Origin of the sequence: Micromonospora endolithica (assembly GCF_003626595.1) — a bacterium.
Taxonomy (GTDB): Bacteria; Actinomycetota; Actinomycetes; order Mycobacteriales; family Micromonosporaceae; genus Micromonospora; species Micromonospora endolithica.
Window position 1 is genome coordinate 15,562 of sequence record NZ_RBAK01000017.1, and the last position, 13,057, is coordinate 28,618.

Annotated in this window: 10 protein-coding genes; 5 read left to right on the forward strand and 5 right to left on the reverse strand. The window is 74.8% G+C overall.

From position 1 onward, the window contains the following. Positions 1–10 precede the first annotated feature (10 nt). Positions 11–877: an alpha/beta fold hydrolase gene (locus tag D7223_RS28810; protein ID WP_120732155.1), complete on the forward strand. Its 867-nt coding sequence runs from the start codon at positions 11–13 to the stop codon at positions 875–877. A 25-nt stretch (positions 878–902) separates the two neighbouring features. Here the strand turns inward: D7223_RS28810 and D7223_RS28815 are convergent, their stop codons facing one another. Then, on the reverse strand, positions 903–1,697 hold the full coding sequence (locus D7223_RS28815; RefSeq protein WP_120732157.1) for an SDR family oxidoreductase: 795 nt from the start codon (positions 1,695–1,697) through the stop codon (positions 903–905). A 104-nt stretch (positions 1,698–1,801) separates the two neighbouring features. Between D7223_RS28815 and sigJ the strand changes: the two genes are divergently transcribed. Both sigJ and D7223_RS28825 read left to right on the forward strand, forming a co-directional pair. Continuing rightward, on the forward strand, positions 1,802–2,704 hold the full coding sequence (gene sigJ, locus D7223_RS28820; protein ID WP_120732159.1) for an RNA polymerase sigma factor SigJ: 903 nt from the start codon (positions 1,802–1,804) through the stop codon (positions 2,702–2,704). 11 nt (positions 2,705–2,715) lie between these two features. Next, a complete protein-coding gene (locus D7223_RS28825) occupies positions 2,716–3,081 on the forward strand; it encodes a cupin domain-containing protein (protein WP_120732160.1) in 366 nt (121 codons plus the stop codon). A gap of 99 nt (positions 3,082–3,180) precedes the next feature. Here the strand turns inward: D7223_RS28825 and D7223_RS28830 are convergent, their stop codons facing one another. Then, positions 3,181–5,787: a glycoside hydrolase family 9 protein gene (locus D7223_RS28830; RefSeq protein WP_120732162.1), complete on the reverse strand. Its 2,607-nt coding sequence runs from the start codon at positions 5,785–5,787 to the stop codon at positions 3,181–3,183. A gap of 222 nt (positions 5,788–6,009) precedes the next feature. Here D7223_RS28830 and D7223_RS28835 point away from each other — a divergent pair, with 222 nt between their 5' ends. Continuing rightward, positions 6,010–6,735, forward strand: a complete 726-nt coding sequence (locus D7223_RS28835) for a PP2C family protein-serine/threonine phosphatase (RefSeq protein WP_120732164.1) — start codon at positions 6,010–6,012, stop codon at positions 6,733–6,735. 10 nt (positions 6,736–6,745) lie between these two features. Here the strand turns inward: D7223_RS28835 and hrpB are convergent, their stop codons facing one another. Together hrpB and D7223_RS28845 are read right to left on the reverse strand one after the other, a co-directional pair. Then, positions 6,746–9,322 (reverse strand): ATP-dependent helicase HrpB, encoded by a 2,577-nt coding sequence (gene hrpB / locus D7223_RS28840; protein WP_120732167.1) that lies wholly within the window; start codon positions 9,320–9,322, stop codon positions 6,746–6,748. Positions 9,323–9,408: 86 nt separating this feature from the next. After that, the gene (locus D7223_RS28845) at positions 9,409–10,236 is read right to left on the reverse strand and encodes a SigB/SigF/SigG family RNA polymerase sigma factor (protein WP_120732169.1); all 828 of its coding nucleotides are present in this window, start codon (positions 10,234–10,236) and stop codon (positions 9,409–9,411) included. Between the two features lie 383 nt (positions 10,237–10,619). Here D7223_RS28845 and D7223_RS28850 point away from each other — a divergent pair, with 383 nt between their 5' ends. Then, a complete protein-coding gene (locus D7223_RS28850) occupies positions 10,620–11,378 on the forward strand; it encodes a hypothetical protein (RefSeq protein WP_120732171.1) in 759 nt (252 codons plus the stop codon). On the opposite strand, the gene D7223_RS28855 is transcribed toward D7223_RS28850, so the two are convergent. Further along, a complete protein-coding gene (locus tag D7223_RS28855; protein ID WP_120732174.1) occupies positions 11,327–12,916 on the reverse strand; it encodes a phospholipase D family protein in 1,590 nt (529 codons plus the stop codon). The genes D7223_RS28850 and D7223_RS28855 overlap by 52 nt on opposite strands. Between the last annotated feature and the right edge of the window lie 141 nt (positions 12,917–13,057).

Below are 13,057 nucleotides of genomic sequence, written 5' to 3' on the forward strand. Positions count from 1 at the left end.
CCACCGGATCATGACGACCGAGCACACGCTGGACGTGCCGGGCGCGCGGCTGCGCTACGAGGTACGCGGCACCGGGCCGCTGTTGCTGGTGATGGGCTCGCCGATGGACGCCGGCGCGTTCGCGTCGCTGGCCGACGCGCTCGCCGACGGGTACACCGTGGTGACCCACGACCCGCGCGGGATCTCCGGCAGCACGATCGACGACCCGGAGCAGGACTCCACCCCCGAGCTGCGGGCCGACGACGTGGCCGCCCTGCTGGACGCCCTCGGCGCCGGCTCGGCGGACATCTTCGGCAGCAGCGGCGGCGCGGTGACCGGGCTCGCGCTGGCGCAGCGGCACCCGGGGCGGGTCCGCACCCTGGTCGCCCACGAGCCCCCGCTGCTGGAACTGCTGCCTGACGTCGAGGCGCAGCGCGCGGGCGTCGACGGCATCATCGACACGTTCCACGCCGAGGGCGTGGGCCCGGCCTGGGGGAGGTTCATGGCCAACGCCGGTTACGGTGCCGGCCCGGACGACCCGCCCGCGGACCAGGGGCCGGCCGATCACGGGCCGGCCGACCCGCCCGCCGACCGCGGGACCGCCGACCACGGGGAGCCGTCGGCGAAGGACCTGGCCAACAGCGCCCGGTTCTTCGCCCACGAGCTGCGGTTCACCACCGGGTGGCGGCCCGACCGGGCGGCCCTGATCGCCGGCGCGGCCCGGGTCGTGGTGGGCGTCGGCGCGGAGTCGGGCCGCCTGCTCACCCACCGCACCTCGGTGGCGCTGGCGGAGCTGCTCGGCACCCGGCCGGTCGAGTTCCCCGGCGACCACGGCGGCTTCATGGCCGCCCCGGAGGAGTTCGCCAAGACGCTGCGGACCGTGCTCGCCGGGCACTGAGCACCGCTGGTGCCGGCGGGCGGTGTCAACCGCGCGCCGGCACCCGTGCGGCCAGGAACTCCTCCCAGGTGCGCCGGCCCACCGCGCCCCCGGGTGCCAGGTTCGCCCCGGCGCGCAGGGCGCGGGCCGCCGCCCCGGGCGGCCGGACCGGCAGCAGGAACCGACGCCGGCCGGTGGCGCGCAGGTAGCCGCGCACCACCTCGTCCATCCCGTACACGGTGGGACCGGCCAGGTCGGGCACCAGGCCGGCGGGCGGGCCCAGGGCCAGCTCGACGAGCCGGGCCGCCACCTCGGCGGCGTCCACCGGCTGGAACCGTAGCCCGGTCGGCACCGGCACCACGGGAAGCTTCGCCATGGCCCGCGCGGCGATCAGCAGCATGTCGTGGAACTGGGCGGCGCGCAGCGTCGTCCACGGCAGACCGGACCCGGCCACGACGGTCTCCGCCTCCCGCTTGGCCCCGAAGTAGCCGAACATCGCGCGGTCCACCCGACCGGTCATCGGAACCCGGTCGGCGCCGACGACGGAGATGTTCACGACGTGCCGGACGCCGGCCGGAACGGCCGCCGCGACCAGCGCGCGGGTCTTGTCACCGTCTCCCCTGGCGGAGCCGGCGCAGTGCACGACGGTGTCGACGCCGGCCACCGCGGCGTCGACACCGTCGCCACCGGCCAGGTCACCCACCACGTACGTGACGCCGGGCCGCGGCGGGCGGGCCTGCCGGCTGAGCACCCGCACCGGGAGACCCGCGTCGCGCAGCAGGGGCACGACGAGGCGTCCCAGCGTGCCGGTGCCACCGGTGACGAGAACGGGTGCGGTCATGGGCTTCTCCCCTGGGTACGGTGCGCGAGGACGGTCCTCCGGTCACATCGACCCGCCCGGGCGGGTCTACCGCGATGAACCCCGGCGGGAAGGGAACGTGACACGTGGACGAGCGGGACTGGCTGACGGACCGGTTCGAGGAGCACCGGCCCCGGCTGCGGGGGGTGGCCTACCGGATGCTCGGCTCGGCCAGCGAGGCCGACGACGCGGTGCAGGACGCCTGGCTGCGGGTCAGTCGCGCGGACACCTCCGGGGTGGACAACCTCGGCGCGTGGCTGACCACCGTGGTCGGGCGGATCTGCCTGAACATGCTGCGCGCGCGCCGGCAGCGCCGCGAGGACCCGCTGGACGTACGGCTGCCCGACCCGGTCGTCGAGCCCGAGCCCGGAGCCGACCCGGAGCGGCAGGCGGTGCTCGCCGACTCGGTCGGGTTGGCGCTGCTGGTGGTGCTGGAGACGCTGACCCCGGCGGAGCGGCTCGCGTTCGTCCTGCACGACATGTTCGCCGTGCCGTTCGACGAGATCGCCCCGATGATCGACCGTACGCCGACCGCCGCGCGGCAGCTGGCCAGCCGGGCCCGTCGCCGCGTACGCGGCCAGGCACCGGCCCCGGACGCGGACCTCGCCCGGCAGCGTGCGGTGGTGGACGCGTTCCTCGCCGCCGCCCGCGACGGCGACATCGAGGCGCTGGTGGTGGTGCTCGACCCGGACGCGGTGCTGCGCTCCGACGGCGGCGCCACCCGGGCCCGGCACACCGTGGTGCTGACCGGCGCCCGTACCGTCGCCGGTCAGGCGGTGACCTTCGGCCGGTTGTTCCCGTACGCCCGGCCGGCGCTGGTCAACGGGGCGGCCGGGGTCGTGGTGGTGGCCGATGGGCGTCCGCTGTCGGTCATGGGCTTCACCGTCAGCGGCGGTCGGGTCGCCGCGATCGACGTGCTGACCGACCCCGAGCGGCTGCGCCGGCTGGACCTGGCCGGTCTCGACGGCCGACCGGGCGGGGCGTGTTAGCGTCGGCGCCCGTGGTGGACGAGATCTACGTCGGCAACGCGGACATCGACGCCGCCGGTGACGCGGGCTGGTTGCTGGGGCACTTCAAGGCGCCGGGGGACCCGCGGCACAGCACCGACGTCGAGATCAAGTGGGGCGTGCACCCGGCCGGTGACCGGCGGGCGCGCTGGGTCAGCGGTGAGCGGCGTACCGCGCTGCTGATCCTGGTCAGTGGGCGTTTCCGGGTCGAGCTGCCCGGCCGGGACGTGGTGCTGGCCCGGCGCGGTGACTACGTCGTCTGGGGCCACGGCGTCGACCACTCGTGGTACGCCGAGGAGGAGTCCGTGGTGCTGACCGTGCGCTGGCCGTCCGTGCCCGGTTACGCCGTCACCGGCTGAGCGGCGACCCGGGGCGGTCGGCGGTGGTGATCGTGCTCGATCGTGGAAGTAGTGGCCTCGCGGGGCGCGCGAGGCCACTACTTCACTGTTCGAGCGTGATCACGAGGACGTGCAGGCCCCGCCGTTGAGCGTGACCAGGCCGGGTGCCGGGTTGGCGCCGCCGGCCGTGGTGCCGTTGAAGCCGAACGACACCGAGCCGCCCGGCTTGATCTTCGCGTTCCACGGGAGGTTCTTCACCGACACCGTCGCGCCGGACTGGGTCGCCGTCGCCGACCAGGCGTTGGTGACCTTCTGGTCGCCGGTGAAGGCGAACCGCAGGGTCCAGCCGTCGACCGCGGTGGTGCCGGTGTTGCGGACGGTGACGCCGGTGGTGAAGCCGCCCGGCCAGCTGCCGTGGTTGGTGTAGGTCACCTTGCACGTCGGGGCCGGCACCGCGCCCGCGTCGCCCTGGTCGGCCAGGAACGAGGCGATCCAGGTCAGCGCCGAGTTCCAGTTGATCGCGACCTCGTTGGTGGCGTACGAGTTGATGTCGTCGACGTAGCAGAACATCGGTTCGCAGCCGGCCAGCAGCTGCTGGGCGAACGGGTCCTGGAGGGCGGCGTTCGGGCCACCGGCCAGCGAGCCGGCGGGCGGCTTGGGCAGGTTCGGGTCGAGCTGGTTGGCGAAGATCCGGCTGTGCTGGTTCTCCGCCGCGTGCTCGCCCCACCCGGTGACGTACGAGATGTTCAGCGCGTTGCGGCCGAGGATGTAGTCCATCGCCTGCACCGCGCCGTCCCGGTACCGCGCGTCGCCGGTCAGGTCGAACGCGGTGGCCAGCACGACCGCGTTGTTGATCACGTTGCTGTTGCCGCCCCAGAAGTAGCTGCCGGCGTCACCGGGCATCGGCAGCCCGTACGCCTGCCCGGCCAGCTCGGCCAGGTAGTCGTCGGCGGCCGTGGTCACCGAGGCGCGCACCCGGGTCAGCTCGGCGGCGGGCAGCCCGTTCGGCACGGTGGCCAGGTCGAGGCGGCCCAGCGCCGCGACGCCCTGCCAGCCGAAGCCGCGCGGGTCGAACACGTCCCCGGTGTGGTGCGGCGACGCGGACAGGTCGGTCAGGTAGGTCGCCGCGCCGGTGGTCAGGTACAGCTCGACCGCCGCCCAGTAGAACTCGTCGGTGACGTTCGTGTCGTCGTACGCGCCGCCGCCGGTGCTGTCGGCCGGGCTGGCGTACCGCTCCGGGTTGGCCTTGGCCGCCGCGTACGCCGTCTTCGCCGCGGTGCCGCAGCGGGTGGCGAAGGCGGTGTCGTACGGGGCGAACAGCCGCGCGCACTGGGCGGCCACGGCGGCCAGGTTCAGCGTCGCGGCGGTGGACGGCGGGTGCAGCTCGCGCGGCTGCGGGTCGTCCTGGGGTTGCAGCGGCAGCCCGGTCCACTGCCGGTCGTGGATCTTGTGGTGGGCCATCCCGGCGAGGGGCTCGCCGGCCGGCACCTGCATGCGCAGCAGGAACTCCAGCTCCCAGCGGGCCTCGTCGAGGATGTCCGGGGTGCCGTTGCCGCGCTCGGGCACCCGCAGGGTGCTGTCGCCCAGCGCCGCGCCGCCGTCCGCGGTGGCCGCGGTCTTGGTCCGCTCGAAGGTGCTCAGCAGCTGGTAGGTGGCGATGCCGCCGTTGACGACGTACTTGCCGTGGTCACCGGCGTCGTACCAGCCGCCGCGCACGTCCAGCGAGTAGTCGCAGACGCCGGGCTGGCAGGGCACCTCGGTGTCACCCTGGTTGGGGGCCACGCCGAGGTGGCCGGCCGGGCGGGCGTACTCCTCGCCGATCAGGTCGCCGTCGATGGCGATGCCGCTGCGCTGGGCGTAGAAGAACTGCACCGCGTCGGAGCGCAACTGCTCGTAGAGGGTGCCGGAGACGTCGAACGGGTGGCTGGTCTCGCCGTCGGCGACCAGGGTCAGCCCGGCGGCCGGGGTGCGGTACGACGAGAAGTCGATCGAGTGGACGTTCTGCCCGGAGGCGGGGTCCTCGCCGCGCGGTGTGCTGGTGCCGCTGGCCACCACGTCGCCGTCGGCGGAGCGTAGCTGCCACGGCAGCGCCTCGGTCGCCTCGGTGACGACGGTGGCGTTCTTCGGTCCGCCGGGCAGGTAGCCGACCTGGTTGACCCGGACCCGGGGGCCGGTGTCCGGGACGTACGGCTCCGGCGGGTCGCCGCCGCGCAGCGACACGTCGTCCAGGCACACGGTCTGCTCGTCGGCGCTCCCGCCGACCTGGAAGATCAGCTGGGCGCTCGGGTTGTCGTCCGGCACGGTGAAGGTCTGCTCGACCCGCTGGGCGGTGCCGGTGGCGGCCGCGTCCACGGTGGCGTAGGAGGTGTAGGGGGCGCTGCCCAGTTGCAGGACGGCCTTGACGGCGGTGCCGGGGGTGGCGGAGACGTCGAAGCCGAGCGTGTACTCGGCGCCGGCGACCAGCGGCACGCCGTCCTGGCCGATGCCGGCGTCCCACGGGTTGGCCAGGCCGGCGGGGACGGTCGCGCAGAGCCGGCCGTCGGTGACGGCGAGCGGGCCGGTGCCGTACGAGAACCAGGGGGCGACCCCTTCGCTGAAGTCGCCGTTGTCGATCTGCTCGGGGGCGTCGGGGGGCGGCTCGGCGTACGCGGTGCCGGCGCTGGCGCCGGTCAGGGCGACGGCGGCCGCCGCGGCGAACACCGCGAGGCGGCGTCGGGATGACGTCACGGGTCTTCCTTCCGGGGACGGGCGGGGTGAGGCAGCTGGTGGGGGACGAAAAGTGGGAGCGCTCCCAATCGTCGTCCCGATGTTTCCAGTGCTCCGGTACCTCTGTCAATCGACCACGCCTGATGAATCGCCGAGCGGTGCACAGTGAGATTCGCCGCGCCGGACCCGCTCGGTCGTGATCTCCTAGAGACAAGTGAACCTTCGCCTGGCAGGCTGCCTCCCATGACCCTGAAGCTGCGTTCCGTGGGAGCGAGCGACCGTGGGCTGATCCGCAGTGGCAACCAGGACGCCCTGCACGCCGGCACCTGGCTCGTGGCCGTCGCCGACGGCATGGGTGGGATGGCGGCCGGCGACCTGGCCAGCGCCATCGCGATCGAGGCGGTCGGTCCGCTGGACGTGGAGACCCCGGAGGACGCCCTCGTCGCCGCGTTGCAAGGCGCCATCCACCAGGCCACCGCCCGGATCCGGCAGGCGGTCGCGGAGGATCCGGAGCGGCAGGGCATGGGCACCACGCTGACCGCCCTGCTCTTCGCCCGCACCGGCAGCTGCCTGGCCCTGGCCCACGTCGGCGACTCCCGCGCCTACCTCTTCCGCGGTGGCGTGCTCAAGCAGGTGACCCGGGACGACACCTTCGTGCAGATGCTCGTCGACCAGGGCGTGATCACCCCGGACCAGGCCAGCAGCCACCCCCGGCGGGCCGTGGTCACCCAGGCGTTGCAGGGCGAGAAGGTCGACCCCACCTACGCCACCATGGTCCCCCGGGCCGGCGACCGCTGGCTGCTGTGCAGCGACGGGCTGTCCAACGTCGTCCGCCCGGACACGCTCACCGAGGTGCTCGCCGAGCACCCGGACGCCGGCGAGTGCGTCCGGCGGCTCATCGACCTGGCGCTGCGCGCCGGCGGTCCGGACAACATCACCGTCGCCGTCGCCGACGTGGTGCAGGAGTGACCCGACGTCCTCAGCGCCGCCGCGCGGTGGTGTGCCGGGTCGGCACCGCGTCGGTCGGGTCCTCCGGCCACGGGTGGCGCGGGTAGCGTCCCCGCAGCTCGGCGCGGACCTGCCGGTACCCGCCCTGCCAGAACGACGCCAGGTCGGCGGTCACCGCGACCGGACGGCCGGCGGGGGAGAGCAGGTGCAGCAGCACCGGCACCCGGCCGTCGGCGATCCGGGGCGCGTCGCGCCAGCCGAACGTCTCCTGGAGCTTCACCGCCAGCACCGGCGCCGCCGGGTCCGCGTAGTCCAGGCGTACCCGTGAGCCGCTGGGCACGGTGATCCGCTCCGGCGCCAGTTCGTCCAGGCGGGCCGCCGCCGGCCACGGCAGCAGCCGGCGCAGCGCCGCGGCCACGTCCACCCGGGCCAGGTCGGCCCGGCGCCGGGCGGTCGCCAGCTCCGGGCCCAACCAGACCGGTGCCGCGTCGACCAGCGCCGCGTCGTCCACGTCCGGCCACCCGTCGCCCAGCGCCCGCCGGCAGAACGCCAACCGCTCGCGCAGCCCGCGCGCCGCCGGGGTCCAGGTCAGCAACCCCGGGCCGGTACGCCGCAGCCCCTCCAGCAGCGCCGCCGCCACCTCGCCCGGAGCCGGTCGCAGCGGACGCTCGACCAGGCCGACCGCCCCGAGCAGCACCACCTCCCGGGCCACCACGTCGGCGCCGGACCAGGTCACCTCGCGTACCTCCCGCAGCAGTGACGCGCCCGCCTCCCGCGCGGTCGCCTCGTCGACCGGCGCGGCCAGCCGGATCCGGGCGGCCGGCGCACCGGGCGTGCGGTCGGCCACCGCGACGGCCAGCCAGTCGGCGCCCGCCAGCCCGGACCCCGGCGCCAGCTCCGCGGCGGTCCCACCACTCATCAGGTACGCCGAACCGCCGGACCGGCGCACCCGGGCCAGCCGCTCCGGGTACGCCAGACCGACCAGCAGCCCGGCGGCCAACTCGTCGGTCAACCGCCCTGGGCTCCCGGCCGGTCCTCCGCCGCTCCGGCCGCCGTCAGCAGGTGTGCCGCCACCCGTGGCGCCGGTGGGTGGCGGGCGGTCCCGGGGCATGGCGGCGCGCAGCCGGCGTACCTCCGCTCGCCACCGGGCCGTGGCCGCGGCGTCGGTGCCCGCGCGGAGGCGGCGCCAGGCGGCGGCGAGGTCGTCGCCCGGGCCGGTGACGCCGTCCTCGGCCAGCAGCGCGACCACCTCGGCGGCCCGGTCCGCACCGATCCGGTCGGCGCCGTCGAGCAGGGCGCGGGCCAGCCGCGGATGGGCCCCGGCGGCGGCCACCGCCCGGCCCCGGTCGGTGATCCGGCCGTCGACGTCCACCGCGCCGATCGCGCGCAGCGTCTCCCGGGCCACCGTCATCGACGCCGCCGGAGGCGGGTCGGGCAGCGCGAGCCCGGTGCCGTCCGGTGCCCCCCAGGCGGCCAGGTCGAGCGCGAAACCGGTCAGGTCGGCGGTGGCGATCTCCGGCTCCGGTTGGGCGGGCAGCCGCTCGTGGACGGCGGGGGTCCAGCACCGGTAGACCGACCCGGGCGCCTCCCGACCGGCCCGCCCGGCCCGCTGGGTGGCCGCCGCGCGGGACACCGGCACGGTCACCAGCGCGCCCAACCCGCGGGCCAGGTCCACCCGGGGCACCCGGGAGAGCCCGGCGTCCACCACCACCCGTACGCCCGGCACCGTCAGGCTGCTCTCCGCCACCGCGGTCGCCAGGACGACCCGGCGCCGGTCGGCCGGGCGCAGCACCGCGTCCTGCTCGGCACCCCGCTGCCGTCCGTGCAGCGGCAGGACCGCCACCTCGGCGCGCAGGTCGGCCAGCCGGGCGGCGACCACGGCGATCTCCCGGGCGCCGGGTAGGAAGACCAGGACGTCGCCGTCGCACTCGCGCAGCGCCCGGCGGACGGTGTCCGCGACGTGCCGGAGCAGTCCGGCGTCGACCGGGCCGCCCGCCGGGGCGGCGACCGGCCGGGGCGGCGGGGCCCACACCCGGGTCACCGGGTGCAGCGCGGAGGACGCCCGGACCACCGGCGCGGGTGGTCCGTCCCCGCCGAGCAGGGCCGCGAACCGGTCCGCCTGCGGCGTGGCGGACATCGCCAGCAGCCACAGGTCGGGGCGCAGCGCCGACCTGGCCTCCACCGCGAAGGCGAGCGCGAGATCGGCGTCGAGGTGGCGTTCGTGACACTCGTCCAGCAGTACCGCGCCGACGTCGCCCAGCTCCGGGTCGTGGTGCAGCCGGCGTACCAGCAGACCGGTGGTGACCACCTCGATCCGGGTGCGCGGGCCGACCCGTCGTTCGCCGCGGACGGCGTACCCGACGCGTTCCCCCACCCGCTCGCCCAGCAGCGCGGCCATCCGGTGCGCGGCGGCCCGGGCCGCGATCCGGCGTGGCTGCGCGACCAGCACCCGGCCGGTCACCTCGTCGGCCACCGCCAGCGGGGCGAGCGTGGTCTTGCCGGTGCCCGGCGGCGCCACCAGAACCCCCGCGCCCGCCGTCCGCAGCGCCGCCACCAGCGCCGGCAGCGCGGGGCGGACGGGCAGGTCGAGAGTGACGTCGGAGAGCACGGCCCAGTCTCGCACCGCCCCGGCCCGGGTGTGGAACGGCGACGGCCGGGTCCCGTCGGGACCCGGCCGTCGTTCGTCGCGGGGGATCAGTACGTGCCGTCGAGCTGCCCACGCAGCTTGGTCAGCGCCCGGGCCAGCAGCCGGGAGACGTGCATCTGCGAGACGCCGATCTGCTCGGCGATCTGCGACTGGGTCAGGTTGCCGTAGAAGCGGAGGGTGAGGATCTTCTGCTCACGCTCGTCGAGGGTGGCCAGCGCGGGGCCGAGGGCGACCCGCAGCTCGGCCAGCTCGAACTCGCCGTCCTCGCCGCCGAGCATGTCGCCCAGCTCGGTGGCCCGGTCGCCGTCGCCGGTGGGGGTGGAGAGCGACACCGCGTTGTAGGCGCGGGCACCCTCCAGGCCCTCCAGGACCTCTTCCTCGGTCAGCTTGAGGTGGGCGGCGATGTCGGCGACCGTGGGGGACCGGCCCAGCGTCTGGAGCAGCGAGCTGTTGGCGTCGGAGATCGCCAGGCGCAGCTCCTGGAGCCGGCGGGGCACCCGGATGTCCCAGGTGCGGTCCCGGAAGTGGCGCTTGAGTTCGCCGATGATCGTCGGGATCGCGTAGCCGGCGAAGTCGACGCCGCGGGACGGGTCGAACTTGTCGATGGCCTTGATGAGGCCGACGGCGGCGGTCTGCGCCAGGTCGTCGGTGGGCTCGCCGCGCCCGCTGTAGCGGTGGGCGAGGTGGTTGGCCAGCGGCAGCCAGGCCTCGATCGCCCGGTCGCGCAGCGCGGCCCGGGACGGGTGGTTGGCCGGCAGTGCGGCCATCGCGTTCAGCAGATCGGCGGCGCTGTCGGTGAGCGCCCGCGGGTCGAGCTTCTCGGTGGTGCTCTGCGCAGCCTTGGTCGCCTGCTCGCTGATCGTTGGCGCGGTCATGGGTGGTCCTCCCTGCACCTCGTCCGCGGAAAAAAGACGTGACGCTTTGGTTTAGCTTCAGATGTCCGTTCGGGAGTCACCTTAGCCTGATCGTCTTGCCAAAATCTAGCCGAAAGGACGATGTACTTAAGGAATTTTAAGGCATGAAAAACATGAAACGGGCAAACGTCGTCGTGATTGTGACGGCCCTAACGGGTTTCCGCACCACCGGGATGTCCCCGCGACGCCGACCCGACCGACGACCGGCCGCCTCGATCGGCCCGCGACGGCTGTCCGCTCGGCCTTCCAGGCTGGGACAACGGGCCTCTTCTGTCGACTTTCCGTCGTTGTCCCGTGGACCGGACCGACCGTAGCGTCACGGTGACCACTCACTCGGAGGCCCCGTGCTCGACCCCGCACTGCCGCAGCTCGTCGTGAACAGTCGCACGCTCTACTTCAGTTGGCTGCCGGCGGTCCCGGACGCGGTCGCGGAGCTGGTGCCGGTGGGCCTGGCCCCCCGCACCGACCGCCAGGTCTTCCTCAACCAGTACGTGGTCGACGACGACTCGCAGACCTCGGGCTTCGGCGCGTACTCGCTGACCTATCTGGGGGTGTCGCTGAGCGGGGTGGACGCGCCCGGCGGCGATCCGGGTGGCTGGTGGACGCTTTACGTGACCTCCAGCGAGCGGGTCCGGGCCTACGCGGCGGCCCGCGGCGCCCCGGCGGTGCTGGGGCGTACGACGATCGAGGCGCACCGGGGTTTCCTGGTCGCGCAGACCGAGGCAGGCGGCGTCCCGCTGATCCGGGCCCGCTGCCAGATCGGTGAGACCGGCGGGACCATCAACAGCGGTCACCACCGCTACTTCACCGCCCGCGGCGACGACCTGGTCAACGCCGTCTACCCGTTCGTCGCCGAGCCGGTGGACCCCTTCGTGATCGAGTCGGTGGAGTTCCTCGACCCGACGCACCCGACCTACGCGCTACGGCCGGAGAACCCGCTGACCATCCCCTTCGGCTTCTACTCCCCGCGTGCCTCGTTCGCCTACCCGGGCGGCCTGGAGGTGCACCGGCGGCCCAGCCCGGTGCCGGTCCCGCCCCGGGCGGGAGCGGCTCACCAGGTGCCGTCGCGCCGGGCCCGCAGCGGTCTGCCGTCCGGGTCGTAGACCAGCCGGTACGCCGGCAGCGCCCACGCCCGGGTGTACCAGGGCAGCCGCTGCGCCCGGTGCGGCCGGAGCCGGCCCGGTGGGCGCGGACCGACCTGCCCGGCGTCGTACCACCGTTGCAGCTCGTCGGCCGCGGCCACCGCCGTCGCGACCGCGGTGGCCGGGTCGAGCAGGTCGGCGTCCTCGCCGCCGGCCGGGTCGCGGTCCAGGTGCTCGCGCAACAGGCGCAGGCGCAGGTCCCGGGCGAAGACCCGGGCGCCGTCGCCCTGCCCGGCGGGATCGAGTGGTGAGCGTTCGTCGCGGGTCTCGTCGAGCACGGCGCAGGACAGCTCGCTGTCGTGGGTCCACGACCGGCGGTTGAAGTTGTCGCTGCCCACGCTGGCCCAGACGTCGTCGACCACGCAGACCTTGGCGTGCACGTACACCGGCCGGCCCGCGTGGTTCTCGACGTCGAAGACGTGCACCCGGTCCGGTGCGGCCTTCTCGCACAGCGACAGCGCCTGCTCCCGACCGACGGTGTTCGGCGGCAGCGCGAACCGGCCGTCCACGTCCGGGTAACGGGGCACCACCGCGATCAGGTGCAGCTCCGGGTTGTCCCGCAGGGCCTGGGCGAAGAGGTCGGCGACCTCGGTCGACCAGAGGTACTGGTCCTCCAGGTAGATCAGCCGCCGGGCCCGGCGGACCGCCTTGGTGTAGCCCCGGGCAACGGTGCGCTCCCCGTCCGGGGCGAAGGAGTAGCGCGGGCGGACCGCCGGGTAGGTGCGCAGCACCTGGATGTGGTGCGGACCGCACGGCGGCGGCGGGGGTGGCTGGTCGGGCAGCGGGTCCGGGCGCAGGTCCGCGCCGCGCAGACGGTCCCGCAGGTACGCCAGCGGGTTCTCCGAGTCCAGCGGCATCGGGTCGGTCCAGCGTTCCCGGAAACTGGTGTCCAGGGCGCCGACGGCCGGCCCGCGCACCATGAGCTGCACGTCGTGCCAGGGCGGCCGGTCGCCGTAGCGGGGCGACATCTGGACCGCCTGGGGATCGCCGGCGTGCGCGGCGTCGTCACGGCGGCTGTGGCACAGGTCGATCCCGCCGGCGAAGGCGACGTCCCGCTCGGGGGCGCGCGGGTGCCGCAGCACGACCAGCTTCTGGTGGTGCGAGCCACCCCGGCGGACCCGCTGGTCGAGCAGCACCTCGCCGCCGGCCGCGGAGATCGTCTCGCTGAGGTTCCGGTTCTCCTGCTCGCTGTAGGCCAGCACGTCCAGGTGCGACCGCCACACCAGCCCCTTGACCACCACGCCGCGCTGGGCGGCGCGGGCGAAGAGCTGGGCCACCGTGGGCCCGTCCGGGCGCAACCGCTGGTCCGGGTCGCCCCGCCAGTCGGTGAAGAAGAGGTGGTCACCCGCCTCCAGCGCCTCCACCTCGTCGACCAGCCGGTCGAAGTACGCGGCACCGTGAATCAACGGCTCGGCGAGGTTTCCCCGGGTCCAGACGGGTAACCCGGACCGTGGGTTGGCGCGTTCGTCCGCGGAGAGGAACCACTCCTGCAACGCCAACGGTCCAGCCCTCCCGAGGTCGACATCCGTCCTCGCGAACCCCTCGCCCGGGGGCCGCGCGCAGCCCGGCACCACCGTGGTGACCTGACCAGCCGTCCCTGGCGATACCCCACTGCTCACGAAGCGTAAACGCAAGGAGGC

What these genes read in the sequence shown, in the direction of transcription:
- D7223_RS28845 (WP_120732169.1), bottom strand. Translation starts at nt 10,236, where the DNA reads ATGACCGCGCCAACGATCAGCGAGCAGGCGACCAAGGCTGCGCAGAGC.
- D7223_RS28815 (WP_120732157.1), bottom strand. Translation starts at nt 1,697, where the DNA reads ATGACCGCACCCGTTCTCGTCACCGGTGGCACCGGCACGCTGGGACGC.
- D7223_RS28835 (WP_120732164.1), top strand. Translation starts at nt 6,010, where the DNA reads ATGACCCTGAAGCTGCGTTCCGTGGGAGCGAGCGACCGTGGGCTGATC.
- D7223_RS28810 (WP_120732155.1), top strand. Translation starts at nt 11, where the DNA reads ATGACGACCGAGCACACGCTGGACGTGCCGGGCGCGCGGCTGCGCTAC.